20 protein-coding genes are annotated in these 21,379 nt (G+C 51.3%); 3 read left to right on the forward strand and 17 right to left on the reverse strand.

The features are described 5' to 3' along the window. Positions 1–20 precede the first annotated feature (20 nt). Positions 21–1,697, forward strand: a complete 1,677-nt coding sequence (locus C162_RS13955; protein WP_036695080.1) for an ABC transporter substrate-binding protein — start codon at positions 21–23, stop codon at positions 1,695–1,697. 66 nt (positions 1,698–1,763) lie between these two features. Here the strand turns inward: C162_RS13955 and C162_RS13960 are convergent, their stop codons facing one another. From C162_RS13960 to C162_RS13970, 3 genes are all read right to left on the reverse strand, one after another. Next, a complete protein-coding gene (locus tag C162_RS13960) occupies positions 1,764–2,255 on the reverse strand; it encodes a DinB family protein (RefSeq protein WP_036695081.1) in 492 nt (163 codons plus the stop codon). A gap of 70 nt (positions 2,256–2,325) precedes the next feature. Beyond that, positions 2,326–3,390, reverse strand: a complete 1,065-nt coding sequence (locus C162_RS13965; RefSeq protein WP_084648924.1) for a DUF1835 domain-containing protein — start codon at positions 3,388–3,390, stop codon at positions 2,326–2,328. Positions 3,391–3,433: 43 nt separating this feature from the next. After that, a complete protein-coding gene (locus C162_RS13970) occupies positions 3,434–4,264 on the reverse strand; it encodes a copper amine oxidase N-terminal domain-containing protein (protein ID WP_036695082.1) in 831 nt (276 codons plus the stop codon). Between the two features lie 300 nt (positions 4,265–4,564). On the opposite strand from C162_RS13970, the gene C162_RS13975 reads away from it, so the two are divergent. Beyond that, positions 4,565–5,470: an AraC family transcriptional regulator gene (locus tag C162_RS13975; protein ID WP_036695083.1), complete on the forward strand. Its 906-nt coding sequence runs from the start codon at positions 4,565–4,567 to the stop codon at positions 5,468–5,470. A 177-nt stretch (positions 5,471–5,647) separates the two neighbouring features. Here C162_RS13975 and C162_RS13980 read toward each other — a convergent pair whose 3' ends face one another. From C162_RS13980 to C162_RS14045, 14 genes are all read right to left on the reverse strand, one after another. After that, a complete protein-coding gene (locus tag C162_RS13980) occupies positions 5,648–6,832 on the reverse strand; it encodes an MFS transporter (RefSeq protein WP_036695084.1) in 1,185 nt (394 codons plus the stop codon). Between the two features lie 144 nt (positions 6,833–6,976). Further along, a complete protein-coding gene (locus tag C162_RS13985; protein WP_036695142.1) occupies positions 6,977–7,279 on the reverse strand; it encodes an ArsR/SmtB family transcription factor in 303 nt (100 codons plus the stop codon). A gap of 317 nt (positions 7,280–7,596) precedes the next feature. Next, positions 7,597–8,421 carry a carbohydrate ABC transporter permease gene (locus tag C162_RS13990; protein WP_036695085.1) on the reverse strand — a complete coding sequence of 275 codons (825 nt, stop codon included), beginning with the start codon at positions 8,419–8,421 and terminating at the stop codon, positions 7,597–7,599. Next, positions 8,414–9,310: a carbohydrate ABC transporter permease gene (locus tag C162_RS13995; RefSeq protein WP_036695086.1), complete on the reverse strand. Its 897-nt coding sequence runs from the start codon at positions 9,308–9,310 to the stop codon at positions 8,414–8,416. The genes C162_RS13990 and C162_RS13995 overlap by 8 nt, the downstream gene beginning before the upstream one ends. Before the next feature lie 204 nt (positions 9,311–9,514). After that, the gene (locus C162_RS14000) at positions 9,515–10,843 is read right to left on the reverse strand and encodes an ABC transporter substrate-binding protein (protein WP_036695087.1); all 1,329 of its coding nucleotides are present in this window, start codon (positions 10,841–10,843) and stop codon (positions 9,515–9,517) included. A gap of 195 nt (positions 10,844–11,038) precedes the next feature. Then, positions 11,039–12,814, reverse strand: coding sequence for a cache domain-containing sensor histidine kinase (locus C162_RS14005; RefSeq protein WP_036695088.1), 1,776 nt, complete (start codon positions 12,812–12,814; stop codon positions 11,039–11,041). A gap of 5 nt (positions 12,815–12,819) precedes the next feature. Further along, complete coding sequence (locus C162_RS14010) at positions 12,820–14,427, reverse strand: response regulator transcription factor (protein WP_036695089.1); 1,608 nt, start codon at positions 14,425–14,427, stop codon at positions 12,820–12,822. Between the two features lie 192 nt (positions 14,428–14,619). Beyond that, a complete protein-coding gene (locus C162_RS14015) occupies positions 14,620–15,519 on the reverse strand; it encodes an alpha/beta fold hydrolase (protein ID WP_036695090.1) in 900 nt (299 codons plus the stop codon). Between the two features lie 14 nt (positions 15,520–15,533). Next, complete coding sequence (locus C162_RS14020) at positions 15,534–15,977, reverse strand: GNAT family N-acetyltransferase (protein ID WP_036695091.1); 444 nt, start codon at positions 15,975–15,977, stop codon at positions 15,534–15,536. A gap of 34 nt (positions 15,978–16,011) precedes the next feature. Next, positions 16,012–16,584, reverse strand: a complete 573-nt coding sequence (locus C162_RS14025; RefSeq protein ID WP_036695092.1) for a histidine phosphatase family protein — start codon at positions 16,582–16,584, stop codon at positions 16,012–16,014. A 12-nt stretch (positions 16,585–16,596) separates the two neighbouring features. Further along, positions 16,597–17,034 (reverse strand): hypothetical protein, encoded by a 438-nt coding sequence (locus C162_RS14030; protein WP_036695093.1) that lies wholly within the window; start codon positions 17,032–17,034, stop codon positions 16,597–16,599. A 28-nt stretch (positions 17,035–17,062) separates the two neighbouring features. Continuing rightward, entirely contained in the window at positions 17,063–17,602 is a 540-nt protein-coding gene (locus C162_RS14035) for an AAA family ATPase (RefSeq protein ID WP_036695094.1), read from the reverse strand. 509 nt (positions 17,603–18,111) lie between these two features. Then, entirely contained in the window at positions 18,112–19,518 is a 1,407-nt protein-coding gene (locus tag C162_RS14040; protein WP_036695095.1) for an NAD-dependent malic enzyme, read from the reverse strand. Between the two features lie 81 nt (positions 19,519–19,599). Next, the gene (locus tag C162_RS14045; RefSeq protein ID WP_036695096.1) at positions 19,600–20,091 is read right to left on the reverse strand and encodes a hypothetical protein; all 492 of its coding nucleotides are present in this window, start codon (positions 20,089–20,091) and stop codon (positions 19,600–19,602) included. A 134-nt stretch (positions 20,092–20,225) separates the two neighbouring features. Here C162_RS14045 and C162_RS14050 point away from each other — a divergent pair, with 134 nt between their 5' ends. Then, positions 20,226–21,218, forward strand: a complete 993-nt coding sequence (locus tag C162_RS14050; protein WP_036695097.1) for an acrylyl-CoA reductase family protein — start codon at positions 20,226–20,228, stop codon at positions 21,216–21,218. Positions 21,219–21,379: the final 161 nt, after the last annotated feature.

Consider the following 21,379-nt stretch of genomic DNA (forward strand, 5'->3'; position numbering starts at 1 on the left):
GCAGGAGGAGAATATCCCAGATGAAGCTGCACAGTCAATTCCTGAAGCTGCATTCGCAGCATGGAGGTCCGGCTGAGATCTCCATCACCCTGGACGAGCTGGCCTTGACCCTTGGCTGCACCCACCGCAATGCATTGCATGTGATCCGCAAAATGGCCGATCTCGGCTGGATCACCTGGACCCCCAGCCGGGGACGGGGACGGCGCTCCAAGCTGGTATTCCTAGCGGCAGCCGAGGACATTGCCCTGGAATCCATGAAGCAGGCCATAAGCAGCAAGGATATCAGCAGTGCGCTGGAGGGCATCCGCGGACATGCCCGAACTTCATCGCTGCAGGACACGCTGCAAGGCTGGCTGCTCGCTTACTTCGGGCATCATGCCGAGGTGCACAGCGACAAGCGGATCGATACGCTGCGGCTGCCGGTCACCCAGCAGCTCCATACCTTCGATCCGCTCTATATGAATTTGCTGGCGGAGTCGTTTGTCTCCAGCCATGTTTTTGACGGGCTGGTCGGCCGCAGCGGTGAACGCGGCAAGGTGATCCCCGGCCTGGCCCATGCCTGGGAGACAGACGGGAGCCGGACGGCCTGGACCTTTCATCTGCGGAAGGAGGTCTTGTTCCATCACGGTAAGGTACTGACCGCGGAGGATGTTGTCTACTCGTTCGAACGGATGATGTCCACCTCGCAGCGCATGCTGTACAGTTATATTGTCAAGGAGATTCAGGAGGTCCAAGCCTTGAATGCCTCTACCGTCCGCATTCTGCTGAAGAACCCGAATGAGCTCTTCCTTCCCTTCCTCTGCACCAGCCGGGCGGCGATTGTGCCACGCGATCTGGAGTCCATCGGAGAGAATCTGTTTGGACGCAGACCGGCGGGCACCGGTCCGTTCAAGGTCGTGGAGATGAATGAAGACACCTGTGTGCTGGAAGTGTTCCCGTATTACTTCCAGGGGCGGGCCCATCTGGACCGTGTGGAGATTATCTATGTCCCGTGGAGCCTTGACCGGGAGCCCTCAGAGACCGGCTCTGCCTTCCATGTCATCCCTAATCCGTCCACAGCGGGCGCAGACTCTCTAAGCAGAATTCATTCCGAGTCCTATGTCCGCAAATTCGTAACCTGCAACACGAAGAAAAAGGGACCGCTAAGCGATCCCCTTCTCCGTGCCGAGCTGCTATCCTGTCTGCAGGAAACTCCGAGAGTGCCCTTCCGGCATTTCGCAGCGCCTCCGGCTGAAGTCTTGCAGATTGCCACGATCCCGCAGTATGCCGGGGATGCCGAATACATCGCCGCAAGACTAACGCAGCATGGATATTCCTGCAAGGTGTTATCCGTGTCGCCGGAGGAATTCAAAGGCCCGATCCGCCTGAAGTCCGACCTGATCGTCTTCTCGCTGCTCCGCGACCAGGATGAGCAGCTCCGGCTGTACGATCTGTATCTGACCCTCTCGCAGCACATCGAACCGCGCACCCGTGCGGGCATTGAGGGCAGGCTGCGCCAGATCTCGCGGGAGTCTGACGCCGCCGTCCGGGCGGAAGGCTTCCTGTTGATTGAGGATACTCTAACCCGTGACCACCAGCTGCATATTCTGTACGAACGGCCTGCCGAGACTGCCTATCTGCCCTCCGTACGCGGGGTGACCTTCAACAGCCAGGGCTGGGTCGATCTGCGCCATCTGTGGTTTCCGCCGGAGCTGTAGCTATAGAGTAGAAGGTCGGGGGAGGCTGACTACACCGCCAGACTATAACAAGACCGGCAGCCCCCTTTATTCTCTGCCGGGTAAATACGTAGCCAGACCTCTGCGCACCAGATTAGGGGAGACTGGCTTACGGTCGAGTTCCCTTGACCAGATGGAGAGCTGGCCGATGTGATGAATCTCATGCGCGGCAACATGGCGCATGACTTCGCCCCATCTATGCTGGGTAAGCTGCCCATCCGGCCCATCCTCACTTAGAATCCTCCGTTCCAATTCCTCATTCCAGGCCACTACGAAGGACTCCACCTCCGGCCGGAAGCGTGCGTCTACCTCTCTGATTCTCTGCAGAGTGTTGTACTCCGTGAAGTCTAAACGGATATCCGGCTTACCTTCCATATCCCGGACCCAGCTTAATTCCACATCCACAATATGCACTAGCGTCTGCAGGATTCCGCCCACTCCGCCAATCCGTGTCTTCACCAGTTCTTCTTCCGGCAGCTCCTCGCACCATTGATACCATTCCTCGCGGACCTGCCAGTTATAGCGAAATAAAGTTTGCATGGTTGGCCTTCCCCTCCGCTTCTTTTGCTTTTTGTTAAATTCTCTAGTGCTTCTTATATACCTTTATATCTTACCCTTTCTTACGCCGGATGCTATAGAATCTCATCGCAGTGGGAACACCCTTGATCTCCAGCACACCGCTGTAGATCAGCTCCCTCACCCTGTGCTCGAAATAAGCATCACCGATATACTGCTCACAGTATCCGATCGCCTCTCCGACCAGCCGGGCTGATTTCAGGAATCCATCATTCCCTGGCGGCGGCTCCAGCGAGTCCAGCTTCTCCAGCAGATAGCTGTCGTAGTAATCAGCGGGCACTTCCAGCAAGGCATCCTCCCGCCAGATTCGCAGCACGCCGGATTGCCCGGAAATCGTCAGCCAACCCTGAGATAACCGCGCAATATCCGTAGCAGTCAGCCTGCTGCCCCCATCGATCCGCAGAAGCGCTTCCCTAAGCTTGTCTGACGGAATCTCACCGGAATGACAGTAGTTTATAAAAGCATGTGGCTGGTTGAACAACTTCTCACAGATGGCCCCGGCATCAAGCACTATAATCTCATTCTGTCTGTTCCCCAGCAGATGGACCGCAAGACGCAGCCCCGCCTGCTCGGATGCATTACTCCCGGTCCAGATTACAATTTGGGCCTGCTCAGAAATCTGCTCCAGGTTGTCCAGCAGCTCAGTATACTCTCTTTCACATTCATCAGAGACCGTAAAATATTCATGGATATGCTGGCGGAACCAATCGCTGCGCAGTTTCCTTCCCACTGGTGTATCCAACTGATCCAGCGGACCTATAGCATAATTCTCCCGCAGAATAATCAGCTTATGGGTATCCGTCCAGCCAAACTCTTTAAGCACCTGCTTCATGCTGCCCCCGAAGGAGTCGCCGCAGAGGATGTGGACATGGGTGCTGTCAGGAGCCGGGTCCCAGAAGGCACGCTGTGCCGGAAGACTCATCAATGATGAGTACTGTTCAATCAATTCGGCAACCGGCTCCGCCATATGCTCCTCCAGCGGTCTCTCCAGCTGCCCGTACTGCTCCTTCAACTCACCTATCCCCGCCAGAATCTGCGTCAAGTATGACTTAACTTCCTCATCCCTGAGCGTACTTACAGCCTTTTTGATCGCCAGCATGTCCTTCACCGGATTCACCTCTGATTCAAAATCTAAATTGAAATTAATTCTCGGAGCGGTCGAGCAGGCGCCCTTTTACAAGTAAATAAGCAGGAGTACTCGGTGTTTCGGTTTTAACGGTAACCTCAATTGTTCCATCCTTACGGACAGCCGGTCTTTCCCGCTTCTGCGCCGGCAACTGAATCAATTGATCATCATACAGTATATACGCTGCTACATCCGCCGCCCCTTCAGGAACATCCTTACCTGTTATATTCTTCGACTTTACCGTGAAGCTGCCTTTTACAGGGTCAAAGGTGTAAGAAATGGGCCGGAACGCATCGTCGCTAATAATCGTCCCCGGTGGGGAAGTGAAGGGGCCCTTCTCAATGTCCTCTATAGAATACTTGATGATATCCGTCTGCATCAAGGTTTCACCCGTCAGCGTGTAGAGCTGATTCGCCTGATCCCATTTGCTCACAATGCCCAGACGTCCTGCGAGCACACTGACCGGAATGAACATCGAATTCTGCTCCATCACCGGAACCGTGTCCATCGACCCGGCAACCCCGTTAACCGAAACAGATTTAGAACCAATTGTGAACTTAACCGTTACACTATCCTTTTCGATGGCAGCCGTTCTAGCTTTGGCATCATAGCTAACCTTCGCCCCCATCAGCTCGCTGATTGAGCGAAGCGGGATCATCGTCCGGTAGTTGGCATCCACATATGGCGCCTTCGGTGCTGTATAGAGCACATAATAATCGTTGATTTTCAGCAGTGCAGGATATTTCTTAGCCGCCGCCTCTACCTTCCCCGGATTCACCCCCGTCAACATAGCGAAGCTCAATCCCGCAGCCAGTAAGGCTGTCAACACTTTTTTACCTGTCTTCATCCCAGACATCCTCTCTTTTCCTCTATTTCATATAATTTTATTATCTTTCTTATTACTCCAAATCCCCGCCTCAGTTGCGCCTCTCTACTAAAATCTAACAAACCGCCCAGGGATGCATTGTCATTTTTGTGACATACCTTTCTCTGCCTGAACACGTAAAAGCAGTTTGAATACCAACTTGATATATTTATAATAATAGAGAAGTTAATGCAAAGGATGACCACCTGACAATATGCTGCATGGATAATCAGGCTACGATTACAACCCGATGATATGCTTGTTACGAAAGGAGGAATTGCGGTGGAGTGGCTGGAGCGAATGAATCGGGCGATCAGCTATATTGAAGACAACCTGGAACAAGACATTGATTACGATCAAATCGCTAAAATTGCCTTATGTTCGGTTTACCAGTTTCAACGTATGTTTTCATTCGTACTTGAAGTCCCGTTATCCGAATATATCAGGCGCAGAAGACTGACGCTGGCTGCATTTGATCTAAAGGACAGAAAGAACACTGTGATGGAGATAGCCTTGAAGTACAGATATGAATCACCGGAAGCCTTCTCCCGGGCGTTTCACAATCTGCATGGAATGACGCCTACATTAGCGCGCAATGCCGGAAGTGAGTTAAGAGCCTATCCCCGCATCTCCTTTCAAATCATCTTAAAGGGAGTGACCGGAATGAATTACCGGATGGAGAAACGGGATGCTTTTCAAGTGTATGGGCTGGAGGATATCTACCACTACGACAATATTACGAATGAAGCGGGCGTAACGATCCCGGAGGTTTGGCAAAATATCTGCAAGAATGGAGAATTGGAACGTTTAGCCCAGTCAGTAAGCGGGGCTTGGAGAGACGAAGGCAATTTCAGCAAGGAACTTGGAGCGGTCTTTGCATTCGATGCCTATACATTCACAAGCAACTCGACCTTCCCTTATCTAATCGGGTGCTACAAAGCGCCAGGCAGCCAAGTGAACGGATACACTGTGGTTGATGTTCCCGAAGCTACGTGGGTCGTTTTCTCAACACTCCATGATGGGAACGGCAGCGGCAAGTATGATTTGCGGTCTTTGAAGAATCGTATTTTCTCTGAATGGCTGCAAACCTCAACTTATACGATTCTAGATGGCGGTAATTTCGAGATGTATGGTACAAGCGCAGATGGCTATGAATATTGTGAACTATGGTATAGAGTCGGGGAATAGGACAAGTGGAAACGGCTTTGCTGTCCTTTTATAGGACGGTACCGTTTCGGCGAGAAATAGAAGGATAATTTATAGCGTGAAACATATAAATTCTTATATTTTGAAAAAAGCGGTGCCCGGAAAAAACCGGCCACCGCTTTTTTGTCACCAGATGTATTTGTGCAAGGTTAGCAACATTCACTGGTTTTGAACTAGATGTTGAACATTCATCTCTGATTTAGAATTCATTCTATATAAAATGAGCGTAGCGATTATAGCAATTCCAACCCCAACAGCACCAATCCATGTAACAGATGCAAGCGAGACTGCTTCAATAGCTACTCCGCCTATACCGGCACCTGCTGCCATAGCAAGCTGCATCATAGACTGATTAAGGCCAAGCATAACACCTGAGGCTTCGGGTTCAATTGTCGTTAAATGATATTGCTGCGTCGGACCAGAGGACCATGCGGAGAAGGACCACAACAATAGCACAACCATTACACCAATGAGTATATTCGTTACTAAAGACAATAGGATCAGCATTACAATATGGAGTATCAACCCGCTGAATAAGGTTCGGTTAACCCCCCGCCGGTCCGTGCTCAAGCCACCGATTTTGGAGCCTATCATACTAGCTATTCCGAATATAAGCAAAGCACCGCTGAGATATTTATCACTTATGCCCGATACTTCAAGCAGATACGGTGAAAGATACGTATATGCTACCGAATATCCACCAAGCCAAAAGAAGGTAATCGAGAGTCCCAAGGCGACCTTAGGCTTTTGTAGCAAACGTAATTGTTGCCGTATTGGAATAGGTTCATCTCCCTTCACACGCGGAATGGCGAAAGAAAGTATAATCATTGCGATAATCCCTAAAAGGGCGATTCCCCCGAACACAGATTTCCAGCCAAGCGTATCCGCTGCAATGCGCCCAAGAGGTACGCCAATGATTAATGATGCAGTAAAGCCCATTACGACCGTTGCAATAGCGCTTGCTTGTTTACCCTCTGGGGCAATTTTCGCGGCAATGTTTAAGGCGGTAACAACCACTACCCCTGCGCCTATGGCCATAATAATGCGGGCAACTACAAACAATCCATACCCGGGCAAAAGAACGGCGAGAATGTTTGATACCACAAACAAACCTAGACCCATCATGATTAATTTCCGTCTATCTATACCTGCGGTTACAGCCATAAGAATTGGAGTGAATATAGCGTAGACTAGCGAAAAAATCGTAATTAATTGCCCGGCTGCAGCAACTGAAACACCAAGTGAAATGGACACCTTATCTAGAATGCCAGACAGAATATACTCGGACGTCCCTACCAAAAAACTAACAATGGCTAAAATATACACTTTCCAGCTTACAGACATAGAATGATACAACCCCTTTGAATATTTTTAAATGTACAATTCGTGATTTGTCGATATGATATATAAAAATAGATATCGCGAAATGTCGAATCATAGTGCTGAGAAAAAGCTGAATTCTGTGTACAGAACTCAGTTTCATCTCTCTTACATGTCAGTCATCGTATACTGAGCTAACTGCCGTATGGCTTCTTCGTCTCTCTGATAATACGTAAATTTGCCTATACGCTTTGTGGTGATCAGCCCTGCCCGCTGCAAGATCGTAAGATATTGAGAGGCCGTTGACTGAGTCATGTTCAGCTTGTCGGTTATTTGACTTACACAAACCCCAATTTCCTCCATATCCACTCCTTCGTGGGGTTTAAAATGAACGTATGGCTCTTTGAGCCATTGTAAGATCTGTAACCTGGATTCATTCGATAAAGCTTTAAATACATCAATTGGATTCATAATTTTTATTATATCGATGATTTGCGATATGTCAATACGTAAGGCGTATTGGTTTTCCTTATATTTATCTCGCATCGATAAAATTAGAGGGCTTTCCCACCTGCCTCCCCCCACAGTAAGTGAACTTGAGCTTCCCCCTATTTGGGAGGAGTGGCGGAGGGGATGTTTGGAACTGTAGGAGCGATAGCGTCCGCCTTTGTCTCCGGATTTCAACCGCTGGAAGCGGCTTGAATCAAGAAATCTGGAGACAACAGCGGCCGAAAGTCCAAACGATCCCCGGAGCCACGACTATTCCCAATATAGAGAGTAACTCCAGTTCACTTCACCGACCCGATCATCCCAGCCACAAACTGCTTCTGCATCACGAAGAATACCAGTGCAGTAGGAATCGTGCCGATTACAATCGCGATCATAATCATCCCATAGTCCGGGGCGTAGCCCGAGCCGAGAGTGGAGATGAGCAGCGGCATGGTCTTGGTCTGCGGCGTCTGCAATACGATCAGCGGCCAGAGATAGTTATTCCAGCTCGACATGAACGTAATGATCGCCCCAGCGGCGTAAGTCGTCTTCATAGTCGGCAGGTAGATGCGCAGGAAGATGCCCAGCTCGCTAAGCCCATCCATCCGGCCGGCCTCCAGCAGCTCCTTCGGGAACATTTTCGTGCTCTGGCGGAAAAAGAAGATCAGGAATGCGGTAGTCACGGTAGGCAGAATGACCGAGGTCATCGTATCAATGCCCATCCATGGGAAGACGTTCGAGATCTGGCCGAACATCCGGTACAGCGGGATCATCAGCGCGGCGAACGGAATCATCATCGACAGCAGCAGAATGTTGAATACGATATCCTTCGAGCGGCTGCGGAAGACCTCGAAGCCGTAGCCGGCCAGCGAAGCAATCAGCAGCGCCAGCAGCGTGGTGGTTATGGAGATTTTCGCTGAATTCATCAGGGATACCTGCAGGTCCGTGGTGTCCAGCAGCTTGCGCAGATTCTCCATTAGATGGGTACCCGGCAGCAGCCGCCCGCGGGTGACATCCACCGACTGGTTCGTCGAGCTGACAACCATCCACAGGAATGGAAAGATAGAGACAATGGCCGCGATGCTCAGGAACAGATACATGAAGAAACGTTTACTTTTATCCATTTTTTTCACCTGCCACTTTGAACTGGATGACCGACAGCAGCGCGATCATAATGACGATCGAATACGATACGGTGGCTGCATAGCCGAAGTCTGCTGCATATTTGAACGACAAATTGTAGATGTACTGGGAGATCGTCTGGGTCGCGTTGCCCGGGCCGCCCTTCGTAATATTCATGACCTCGTCGAACAATTGCAGCGTCCCGATGGTTGAGGTAATGGAGGTGAACAGGATGATCGGCTTCAGCAGCGGGACCGTAATTCCGAAGAACTGGCGGGTAGACGATGCTCCGTCAATTTTGGCGGCCTCGTAGATGGAGTGATCGATATTTTGCAGGGCCGACAGGTAAAAAATCATATTGTAACCCGTCCAGCGCCAAGTGATCGCTATGATAATGGTGATTTTGGCCCAGAACGGATCGGTGATCCATTCAATCGGGGCACTGACCAGATGGAGCTTCAGCAGCATCGTATTCACCAGGCCATTGCCGGAGAACAAATACTTGAATACTACAGAATACGCAACCAGTGAAGTGACACAGGGCAGGAAGATCGCCGTCCGGAAAAACCCCTTGAATCTCAGCTTGCTGTCATTCAGCAGCACCGAGATAAACAGCGCAAGGATGATCATCAGCGGCACTTGAACCAGCAGATAGATGAAGGTGTTCTTAACCGATACAATAAATGTCTTGTCAGACAGAAGCCGTGAATAGTTATCGAAGCCGGTAAACGTAAGATTGCTGCCCGTTCCCGTCTGGAACGACAGAATAAGTGCCTGAAGCATCGGGTAGAAATAGAAGACGAAGATCAGAATGACCGCAAGCAGGACGAAGGACCATCCGGTCAAAACGCTTTTGGTGCGGAATCTTAGTTTGGAATTTGTTTGATGCACAGCTGCCCAGTCCTTTCCTTATCATACAAGTGGAAACGGCGTTGCCGTCCTTTTAAGGACGGTACCGTTTCAGCGAGAAATAGAAGGATAATTTATCATGTGAAACATATCAATTCTTATATTTAAAATAAACCCCGGACGCCGCCCGCCTCCTGAACTCCCGGAAGCTGCAGGCCACGCCCAAGGTCACTGTATGAGAGTTAACTATTTAATCTGTGACTCGGCCTGGGCCTGGGCATCGCTCAGCACGCTGTCAATATCCTTGCCGTTCAGATAATTCTGCATCTCTACAATCAGAATGTCTTCAATCGCATACGTGTTGATTCCGTAATTGACGCTTGGGATCTGCTCCGTCCAGGCGGCGAAATCCGATACAATCTTCTGGCCGCTGAAGAATTCATTGGCCTGGCTGTAAGCCTCTCCGCCCGCAGCCGCTTTGAAGGTGCCAATGACACCGATGTCCGTGAGCAGCTTCTGGTACATTTCAACATTCGAGCCGAAGGTCTTCGCCATGAAGTCTGCTGCCGTCTCCTTACCATCCACGTTCATGACATACCAGGAGCTTCCGCCCAGGTTCGAGGCATGAACAGATTTGTTCACAGTAAGCTTCGGAAGCGGTGCGATGCCCCACTTGCCGGATTGTGACGCTTCAGCCGTAATCGATGGGGTGATCCAGTTGCCTGTCGGCACGGATGCTACATCGCCACTGTTCAGGGCGGCTACGAACTGGCTCCAGTCTGCATGCACCTTGGCTACGTTCGATTCCATCAACTCTTTATAGGTTTCAAAAGCTTCCTTAAGCGGTGCATTCCCCGCGATATTCGGCGTCTTGCCGTCTTCCTTCAGGTACCACTCGCCTGCGGATTGAATCATCACCCGGATCAGTCCGAGGTCGTTCGGGTCCAGCGTAATCAACGCCTTGCCGGTTTTCTCTTTCACAGCTTTGCCGATTTCAATATATTGCTTCCAGTCGATATCCTGCAGATCGGCCAGCTTGTAGCCTGCCTGCTCCAGATAGTCGGTTCTGAGATAGAGGCCGGTAACGCCGGAGTCAAAAGGAACTCCATACTGCTTGCCGTCCAGGCTGGTCGGTCCGCTTTTGTAATCCGCAAAGTCGGTGCCCTTGATTGAGCTGCTCAGATCGTAGAAGGAATCCTTGTACGATTGCAGGAAGCTCTGGGAACGGTAATCCTCAATCAGCACGATGTTCGGCAGACCCTTGGTGGTTCCGGAATTCAGCCCAGTGTTAAGCTTCTGGATGATATCTGCCTGTGCATATTCCACAATGTTAATTTTTACATCAGGGTTTGTCTTGGCATATTCTGCTTTGGCCACTTCCAGTGCGGCGATGTTGAATGCAGGGTCCCAAGCCCAAATTGTAATTTCCTTCGCCTGTGAAGGCTCTGTAGCTGCTGTATTCTCTGTCTTTCCTGTGTCCGCAGCCGTATTGCCGGAATTCTTGGACCCGGAGTTCGAACTGCAGGCCGTAAGCAGTAGCAGGCAAATCAGGACTAACGCAAAGCCTTTTTTCATTGGTAAGCCTCCCCTTTGATTGCGCTTTACTATATCTCGTTTGAATGTAAGCGCTTATTTATTACATAAGTAATCTTATCATCCGCTCCGGTGGACCCGTTAGAACTTACTTTATGGGGATTGGTCATTTTATCGCCTAATTGTAAGCGTTACCTTGATTGCTGTTTGTTCTTTTTTTAGAAAATGGTAATAATCTCACTTCTTCATCAGCGGCAGGCGGATTCGGATGGCAGTTCCCTCCCCCGGCGCACTCTTAATGGTGACTCCATACTCTTCGCCGTACATCAGCACCAGCCGGTCATGCACATTCCTAATACCGATTCCGGTGAACAGCTGGCGCTTCCCCGCCAGGCCGGACATAGGCAGATCAGCCGCTCCCATATCCATTCCGTCCCCGTTATCCACCACCTCACAGAGCAGAGATCCGGCATCCTGGGAGATAAGGATATGGATATATCCGCCGTTTTTGCGCGTAAACGCATGGAAGAAGGCATTCTCAATAAACGGCTGAATAATCAGCTTCGGCAGATGACAGTCCATACAATCCGGGGAGACGAAGAAATTCACCCTGATCCGTTCGCCGTACCGCACATGGTTGATGAACACATAGGATTTCAGATTCTCCAGCTCCTGTGTCACTGTGATGCTCTCGCTGACATTGCTCAGCGCATTCTGCAGCATCGAGATCAGGGCATGAATTGTATGCACCGCCTTCTCTTGACTGCCCTGCTGCACCAGGAAGTTGACCGAAGCCAGTGTATTGTACAGAAAATGCGGGTTAATCTGATGCTGCAAGGCCGCAATCTCGGCATTCCGCTGCTCCTTCTGCGTATCCACCAGCTTCTCGACATATTCATTCAGCTCGTCCAGCATATAGTTATAGGCATGCCCCAGCTCCTGAAATTCAAAGCTCCCTGTAACCGTAATGTAATTGTGGAAGTTACGCTCGGTGATTTTGGACATTTGCCGGGTAAGCAGCGTGAGCGACCGGGTCAGCCTTCTGAAGATCAAGAACACCACGATCAGGGCCACGGCCACGATAGCTGAGCAGAACAGCACCACCATTTTACCGTTGACCATCTGGCCGAGGGCCGTCTGCTTATCGATCAGGTTCACAATATAGAAATCATAAGACGGCAGATAATCCGCAATCAGGATTGTATCGGTGCCCTGGAAATCAATGTTCTGGTAAGCAAGCTGCTGCTCCTCAATCTCGCTGGCCACCTGTAATAGATCCCCCGCCTGCTGACCCATCAGATCACTACGGTTGCTTGACACTATCATACCCTGCTTATTGAGGATCAATACATCGTTCCCGGTACTGGCAAAGCTCCCGTAGAAGGAGCGGAAATCCCGTTCATGAATGGTAAAATACAGCGTCCCGTAAATATCGCCGGTCGTCCGGTCCATCAGCGCTTTGCTGCCTACGATCACCGCTTCCTTCTTTGGCGAATCCTGCACCGTCTCCTCATAGAACTGGTACATCAGCCGTTTCGGCTCAGCCAAAGTATTCCGTGTCAGCTCGTGCTGCTGCAGCTCCCGGTCACTCATTAGCAGATTATTCGTATTGGTGGAGTAGCTGCGGCCGTTTTTGCCCATGATTTTGATCCCGACCTGGTAGGCATCGAGAGTGGACTGAATCTTCTTCATCTGCGTGGTCATATTGTAATAGGTCCGCAGCATCCGCAGAGAGTCCGAGTCCTCCTCAGACAGGAAGGAGCGGATCGTGCCGCTTAGCTGGGCATTATTGGTAGCCGTAACGATCGAATAATGAAAAGCTTCAAAGCTTGCCTTAATCTGGCTGATCACCTTGGAATTCGTAATGCTAAAGGTATTCATGAACAACTTCTCCGACATGCGGACGGTCGTCCAGGAGGAAGCGATGGCTACAGCGATGATGCTGATCAGCATGACGATGAAGATTTTGATGAACAGGCTGTGAAATTTGAACCGCTCCCAGTATCTGCGCATACGCTCTACTCCTGCCCGTAATGCTGACGCCGGTAGCTGCTCGGGGACAAACCGTTGTATTTCTTGAACACTTTGCAAAAATAGCTGTGGTCTCCATATCCGACCATGCTGCTAATCTCTGCTATAGGGGCCTCTCCGGCCCGCAGCAGCTCTGCCGCCTTGCCCGTGCGGACCGTATTGAGATGCTCCTTGAAGCCCTCGTGATTGTAGGTCGTGAACAGGCTCGACAGATAGGAAGAGTTGAAATGAAAATGACGGGCCAGCTCCGTAAGGGTTAACGGCTCAGCATAGTGCTCCTCTATGTACTGAAGCAGCTTCGTCATATTGGCATTGCTGCCCGGTGCTGGTGCTGCAGATGAAGTCAGCTCTATGATCCGGCTCAGGTAATCATCCAGTATCTGCATGGCCTGCTCGGCAGTACCCGCTTCATCTATGGCCCGGAACAGGCTGTATTTCCCCTCCTCCAGCTCCCGCAGGTGGCTGAACTGGTTCGTAATATTGAAGATCATATTGCCCAGGAAGGACTTGAACTGATACACATCCCCGTCATTCTGGCGGCTGAGTGCATCTGCATGCTGATGCAGGTCACCGAAAGCTTCCGCCAGCTGCTGCCGCTTCAGCTGCTCTGTGAAGGAGGTGAGATTGAACTTGGGCAGCGCAGTCTCCTGATCTGGACGTTCCGGCTGGATTAGCAGGGTCTGCTCCGGCCGGAAGAACCGGCACTGCTGTAATCTCGAATTGCTCTCCTGCAGGATGGCCGCCAGCTCGCTGAGCGAACTGAATCTCCGGCTCAGCGACAGACGCAGCTCCATTTCTTGCCCGGCCAGTGTATCGGCCAACTGGTGTACAGCCTCCAGCAGCTGCGGCCAATGGGTTTCCTCCAGATTGATCAGCATGAACGTAGTGCCCGAAGGCTCTGCGCATGGAATAACGCACTGTTTCAGTCCGGCAACATGCTGGTTGAGTTCACCGGTGATAGAGCTGAAGATGGTGGAGTCATGGGCGTTGGTACTGCTGGTAGCGTGTAAGGTGCTACGGTTAATGGCTTCGCCGCCCGGTGCTGGTTGCACCGTTTCCCAGCCTAGCAGCGTGAAGCTGTTATGTGGAAGCTGCTGCTTCACATACGCTTCACTCTCCGGCGGCAGCCGGTAACCTGACACCATCCGGCCAAGCAGAGTATCCAGCGGCGATGCTTCTGCCTCCGTTTGTCCTCCGGCGGCACTCAGTCCCGGGATGCGGTCCCTGGTTTTTTTTAACACTTGCAATAAGGCCCCGGCTTCCAGCTTCGGCTTCAGTATATAATCCGCCACACCATGCTGGAACGTCGAGCGCACATAATGAAACTCGCTGAAGCTGCTTAACACAATGACCTCGGTGGCCGGATAATCGCGCTTCACTAGCCGGGTTAACTCCTCGCCATCCATCACCGGCATGACAATATCCGTAATGATGATATGCGGCTGCAGGGTCTGCAGCGAATTCAGCGCTTCCCGCCCGTTGGCCGCTTCACCCACGATCTGAAATCCTTCCTGTTCCCAATCCAGCACATATTTAATCCCTTGCCGGACCAGGATTTCATCGTCCACAATCAGCACCTTGCATATTGGATTCATGATTCTCCCCCGCCTTCTCTATTCTTAACCTCTGGCCCTAGCCACTATGAACGGATTATAAAGCGCTATCATGGAGATGGTCAAATTTAAATTCTGGGAGGAGCGGTGATGAAACCTGACACTTAGTGGAGAATTGAATTGTAACAACAAAAAAAGCTAGAACCTGTGTGTCCCAGCTTTGGAAATAGCTTATTAATGATGGGGCCGCAGCATCTGCACTATTGCATCGATAATAACCTGCGGTTTCTCAATATGTATGTTATGCCCGCTGCCCCGTGCTTCAACCAGCTGGCTGTTAGTTGAGGTATGCTTCAGCTCATTTGCCACTTCCCACAGCTTCTCTCTTATGGTCCGCTTCGTATCTTCCGAAGTCCCCGGATAGAAGTCATTGACTATTTCCGATTTGATAACGGTCAATGGAATATCGGTTTGCTTCAGTTCCCTCACCTGCTCATAGCCGGGCTGAACATTAGCGAACTCGCTGTGCATGGCCGCTATAGTCTTTTTTTGAAAGGATAATCTCCATAACAGCGCTTGCGTCTGCTTCGAAAAAGGCTTAATGGCAGCAGAGAAACCGGGGAAGCTTCTCAATGCGGACAAGACCTTTAACAACCCGGTTCTGGACAGCAAATTCATAGCCCGATAGAACCTCACCGCCATAAGCTGCCCCTTCACATGCTCTTCCGGAAACCGCGCTGTAACTTCATCCTCATGCATCGAATCTACTAGCACCACTCCCGCCACTAGCCCCGGATATCTCCCGGCAAACAGCCTTACATTTAATCCGCCATAGGAATGACCGACCATTAGATAAGGACCTTTCGTTCCAGATTGCTGCAACAGCTCATACAGCTCAGTTACGCACTGCTCATTGGTACGCGGGAACGGTCCTGGCTCACTCCAGCCATAGCCCGCACGATCATATACGATAACTTGGGTGACCTTAGCAACCTCAGGAGCAACAAGCGACCAGAACAACGCGGAAGAACCACAGCCATGCTCCAACACTACTGGAGGCAAGCCTTTGTCTTCACCCATAATACTGTGATACAACTTATGATTTCCTACACTTGTAAGTTTCCCTTGAATCATATGTTTCCCCCACCCTAATGCGAGCTGAGATGCTTGCGGTACCCCTCGACCTTCTCCTCTCTATACCCCATCGTCTCATAGAAAATATGCGCTTCCTTCCGCTTCTCTCCCGACACGAAAATGATATAGTAGCAGTCCCGTTCATGCGCAATATCTTCGATCGCAGTCATCAGCTTCTTGCCAAGCCCCTGCCGCCGTGCGCGCGAAGATACGACCACATTCTCAATGACCATGAACGGGCGGCAATCCCCCACCAAGTCCTGACAGACGATTCCCATCAAAGAGCCTAGCAACTCCCCGTCCACAAAAGCACCCAGCAGCACATACCGCTCATCCTCCCGGATTGTCCGAAAGGCATTCTCCAGCTTCACCGGGTCCGCCCGTCCGCCCATTAATTCATTGTAGAGTGTGTTTAATGCTTCCAGTGATGCGATTTCGATTTGTTCGATGGTTACCATGGCAGGTTGCCTCCGCTCTCATATTGTAGTGGAACTATTCCTTCATTTCATACATAAATAATTGACCATTACGCGGATAAAGCATCCGGTCAGCCTCGTAGCCCCTGCGCCGGAGCCTGCGGTCTAGAACCTTCATGAACGCACCATGACTGACAATTAGGACACAGCCTTCTTGCGCAGCCGCCTCATTATCAACAAGCAGAGAATCAATTACTCTATCCGCTCGCCGCAGAACAGCGGCTTGGCTCTCAGGTTGAGAAGAATGACCTACCGACCAGAACAAACGTCCAAGTATAAGCCAAAAAGATACAGGCAGACGTAGTCTGCTAAGCCTAATTCTCCCGAGCCGCAGTGCCGTCACGCTAATCTCCCTCAACAGCTCTGTATATACAAACCTCTGAGCCTCAAAATAACTTGCCGTATGTACCGCCCTCGCCTGATCACTACACAGACAGAGGGTCCAGCGCTGCCCGCCAAGCTCATGCTCAGGAGCCTGAATAGGTGCTAATTCATACTCTTGGAGCCACTGGTTGAATTCTTCCCCTGTCAGCCAAGTCCGCTGCGGTTTCAGGTCTACTTTGAAATGTCTAATCAATCCCAGCTTCAATCTCCTAATCCCCTACTTCTCATTCTTGAGTTCAAACTCCTCACTCTTTCCGTCCCACTCGACAGTGACTTTAATGGCGGAGTCCTCTTTCTCAACAGATCCATTTCCAGAAGCACTCATTTTCAGCATTGCCACTGCCACAGGTCCTTCAATTGTCTGGCTGCCGCTGCTATGCTTAGCTTTAAACGTATATCTCATCTGTTTAATCTCTTCGAGATCAGACTGGTCGCCTTTGTAGCGCAGTACTAAGTTATACCGCTTAGAGCTTTCACTGCTTACTTTGTTCTTTTTGGTAATCAGCTTCTGGCTGGCCTCCTGCTTATAGACACCCGTCCAGGTGTCCCCCTCGCCCTTGAAGGTATAGTTGAAATAGGTCGTTTCCGTATTGCAGGACGTTAGTAGGAGTAGCAGAATTGCCGGAAGCAGCAGCGCACGCAGTATTTTCTTCATAGTCAGCCCCCTTTTCCCATTAAATACATTAGCTTGAACGGGATAGGTTTTGCAGTACTGCCTCCACCCGTTCCTCCACCGTAAGATCCCCTTCCAGCCGCAGCAGATCACCGCTTAGCCCGGCCATCCATTCCTCATGCAGCGTCCGGCTGCGGACCTCCGGTCCTGCCGTATCATACAGTGCCGCCCAAGCCATAAACTCTTGTACATCCTTATATTTATCTCCGCCCGGCAGACCCTCATCACCGTATCGTTCATACTCCCGCGCCCGCAGACGTTCCAGACGAACCTGCTCAGGAATCCATAGGAAAACCACCAGGTCAAAGGTATCCCGCAGCGAATCCCCCCAGCCGCAGACCGCACCGGACAGAATCCATGGCTCATTCTGCGCCATATCTGCCTGCAATTTGTTCAGACGCTCTGCCACAACACTTTGCTTCGTATACTTCTGCTCCCAGAAATAATCGTCACTATCCAGATGTACATGCGGAAGCCTCGCCGCCAGCGCCTTGCCCAAAGTAGTTGTTCCCGCCCCGGAAGCTCCCATAATATGAATTCTGCGGTACATAAGCCCTCCTGAATGATGAATCATTGTATCCATTTGTATATTTTACCATGCTGCTCCTTATATATAAACAGCGTAGCCTGCCACTGAAGAGCTCGCCGCCCCCCCAGCTGGAAGCAAGTGGATAAACGCATCTTAATTTCTCGAATTTCGGGAATTCCCAGGAAACAAGTGGAAAAAGCACAACTGTTAACTCAGATTTTGAACACTTTACTTGAATCACGATATTTAAGTGTTGTTTATCCAATTGTTGCCCTGCCATGCCCCCAATGGCCAGCAGCAAGTGTACAAAATCCATCTAATTCCTGCCAGACGTATCTCACACCTCTCCCTTAAGCACCGGCGTAAGCCGTAGTCCAGAACCTATCACTCCCTGACCCTGGCATCCTGGCTTCTATATTTGCCAACTATATACTTTTTCGCAAAAGCAGACGCAAACCAAGCCGCAGCCCCAAGGCCGCAGCTTGTTCACCTTGCCCTTATCCAGAGCTGTTCCGGTTAATGATTCCCGTTCAGCTCACATCCGGCGGAATGCGCCGGGCGATGCCGGTCGCTATGGCGGCCTTAATTACAGCCAGACGTACCTGCTCCACGACCTTCTCGTTGAAAATGCTCGGAATAATATATTGCTCATTCCGCTCATCCGGGTGGACCACTGCTGCAATGGCCTGCGCCGCTGCCAGCTTCATCTCCAGATTCACCGTCTTCGCCCGGCAGTCCAGCGCCCCGCGGAAAATCCCCGGAAAACACAGCACGTTATTAATCTGGTTAGGGTAATCACTTCTGCCGGTTGCCAGCACCCGGACGTAAGGCTCCGCCAGATCCGGTTCAATCTCCGGGGTCGGATTAGCCATAGCGAACACGATGCTGTCCTTGGCCATGCTCTGCAGATGGCTAACCTGCAAAATCCCTCCTCTGGATACACCGATGAAGACATCTGCTCCGCGCACCGCCTCATCCAGTCCTCCGCTCAGATTCTCAGGATTCGTGGCTTCGGCCAGCCAGCTCCATTCAGCATTGGTGTAGGATTCGTTCCGGTTCAGTATCCCCTCCTTGTCTACCGCATAGAGATGCTTGGCACCTGCCGCCAGCAGCAGACGGCATATCGATACGCCTGCCGCACCGATGCCGACGACTACGATTCTGGAGTCTGCAATCTTCTTCTCCACGACCTGGAGCGCGTTCAGTAATCCGGCCAGAGCAACTACTGCTGTTCCGTGCTGGTCATCATGGAAAACCGGAATATCCAGTTCCGCCGACAGCCGCCGTTCAATCTCGAAGCAGCGCGGAGAGCTGATGTCCTCCAGATTAATCCCACCGAAGCCGGGAGCAACCGCTTTCACAATCTGAATGATTTCTTCCGTGTCCTTAGTGTTCAGACATAGCGGGAACCCGTCAATATCCGCCAGCTGCTTGAACAGCATGGCCTTGCCCTCCATCACCGGCATCGCCGCCTCCGGTCCGATATCGCCAAGCCCCAGTACAGCGGTGCCGTCGGTGACGACTGCTACCGTATTTCTTTTCATCGTCAGGGAATATGCCTTGGACGGATCTTCGGCAATCGCCGTACAGACACGGGCCACACCTGGGGTATACACCAGCGACAGATCCTCGCGGTTCTTGATCGGCATCTTCGGGGTGACCTCGATTTTGCCGCCGAGATGAGCCAGGAAGGTGCGGTCGGAGACATTGATAACTTTGATTCCAGGCATATTCTTCAGCACGCTGATAATCTCTTCATTCGCCGCATCCTGCACATTCACGGTCAGGTCACGGGTCGTCACATCCTTGCCGCCACGTATAACGTCAATCGCTACAATATCGCCGCCGGCTGCTGCCAGCCTGGACGCCACATCGCCAAAAGAAGCTTCGGCCTTACGGATTTCTAGCCGGATAATCATCGTTGTTGCAATGGACATAGAGTATGCCTCCCTCATCAGACGAATGAATTCTATCCTCAATATACTACAGTTCACATGTTGTTCACAATTAAATCCGGGTTATCCGGGAATTTCCCAATCCTTAGCAAGCTTTAACAGCTCATCCTCGGCCGCTTCTTCATCTTGCCCCAATACTTTCGCTTCTATATAGTAGGTGACCGTATCATCGCTGTCACTCTTGCCGGGACGCTGATAACACAGCCAATAATAAGTAACTTCAGGAGCAGGATAGACCGCACTCCCCTCCTGTATGAACTTGATCAGCTCCCCTTCACCAGCCGGAGTGGGCACTGGCTTCCTCCATAGCAGCTCTGTATGATTAGGGATACTGATATAATTACCCGGACGGCTCTGATCACCCAGCGTCAGCTCCAGCTGATCCAGAGTCACAGCCGCAAGCCCTTGCAGATACCGCGCAGGCTCATCCTCACTTAGCCGCAACCGGTGTACTGCCGGGCCGGGATCGGATGAAGCAGATACGTACAGTGCTCCCCCGCCCAGAACGAGACAAATTGCTGCGGTAAGCACGGTTTTATGCAATTTCACTCTCATATGAACGCTCCTTTGTAACCATTTAGTGTTGGATATCATTGTGTTTCCTTAGTTGACAGGGCACAATAGTAATGGCACGAAGCCTATGAATTCTTATTTAAGAACAATACAGCATGGATTAGGAGCGAGAAGTTATGACGAACTCTTTTCAAGCATTGGTAGTGGACAAGACAGAACCATTCTCCGTAGAGGTTAGACCGGTATCCCTGGAGGAACTGCCTGCCGGTGAAGTGTTAATTAAAGTAGCTTATTCCAGTGTAAACTATAAAGACGGGCTGGCAAGCATCCCGAATGGGAATATTGTGCGAAATTATCCGTTCATTCCGGGGATTGACCTGTCAGGGACGGTAGTCTCATCGAAGGACAGCCGGTTCCGCGAAGGCCAGTCTGTCATTGCTACCAGCTATGGGATCGGCGTCTCCCATTTCGGCGGCTTCAGCGAATACGCCCGTATCCCTGCGGACTGGGTTATTGAACTGCCAGAGGGCTTGACGCTGCGGGAAGCGATGATCTATGGCACGGCCGGATTCACGGCGGCGCTGTCTGTGCAGGCACTGGAAGCTCAAGGCATGACGCCTGACCAGGGAAAAGTGCTCGTCACCGGTGCCACCGGCGGTGTCGGAGGTGCAGCAACCGCCATTCTGGCTAAGCTGGGCTATCAGGTTACTGCCAGTACCGGCAGAACGGATGAAGCCGGGTATCTGCAGGAGCTGGGTGCTGCCGAGGTCATCTCCCGCGAAGAGGTCGCGGGCAGTGCGGTGAAGCCGCTGGACAAGCAGCTCTGGCAGGCAGCAGTAGATTCAGTCGGGGGCGCCCCGCTGGCTGCTGTCCTGAGCAAAATCGCCTACGGCGGTGCAGTGGCCGCAAGCGGCTTAACCGCAGGCACGGCTGTCCCGACCACCGTCCTGCCGTTTATCCTGCGCGGAGTCAGTCTGCTCGGCATCGATTCCGTAGCTTGCCCTATGGAGAAACGGGCCAAGCTCTGGCAGCGCATGGCAGGCGACATGAAGCCTGCGGTGCTGGATACGCTGGTGGACCGTGAGATTTCGCTGACTGAGCTGCCTGCTGCGCTTCAGGATATTCTCCAGTCAGGCACCCGTGGCCGCGTGCTTGTCCGCTTATCTTAGTCTCACATGACGAGTGTCAGCAGTTGGGATGGCAGTTCGCTTCCGAATCCGGAACGGGCTGCCGTCTTTTTTTGCATATGTGCCCGGCATATTAAATCAAGCCTTGACCTTGAAGTATACTTCAACCTTTATACTCTAATTGTTCCAGATGAATAGAGTAT

This window comes from Paenibacillus sp. FSL R7-269, assembly GCF_000517865.1.
Classification (GTDB): Bacteria; Bacillota; Bacilli; order Paenibacillales; family Paenibacillaceae; genus Paenibacillus_AQ.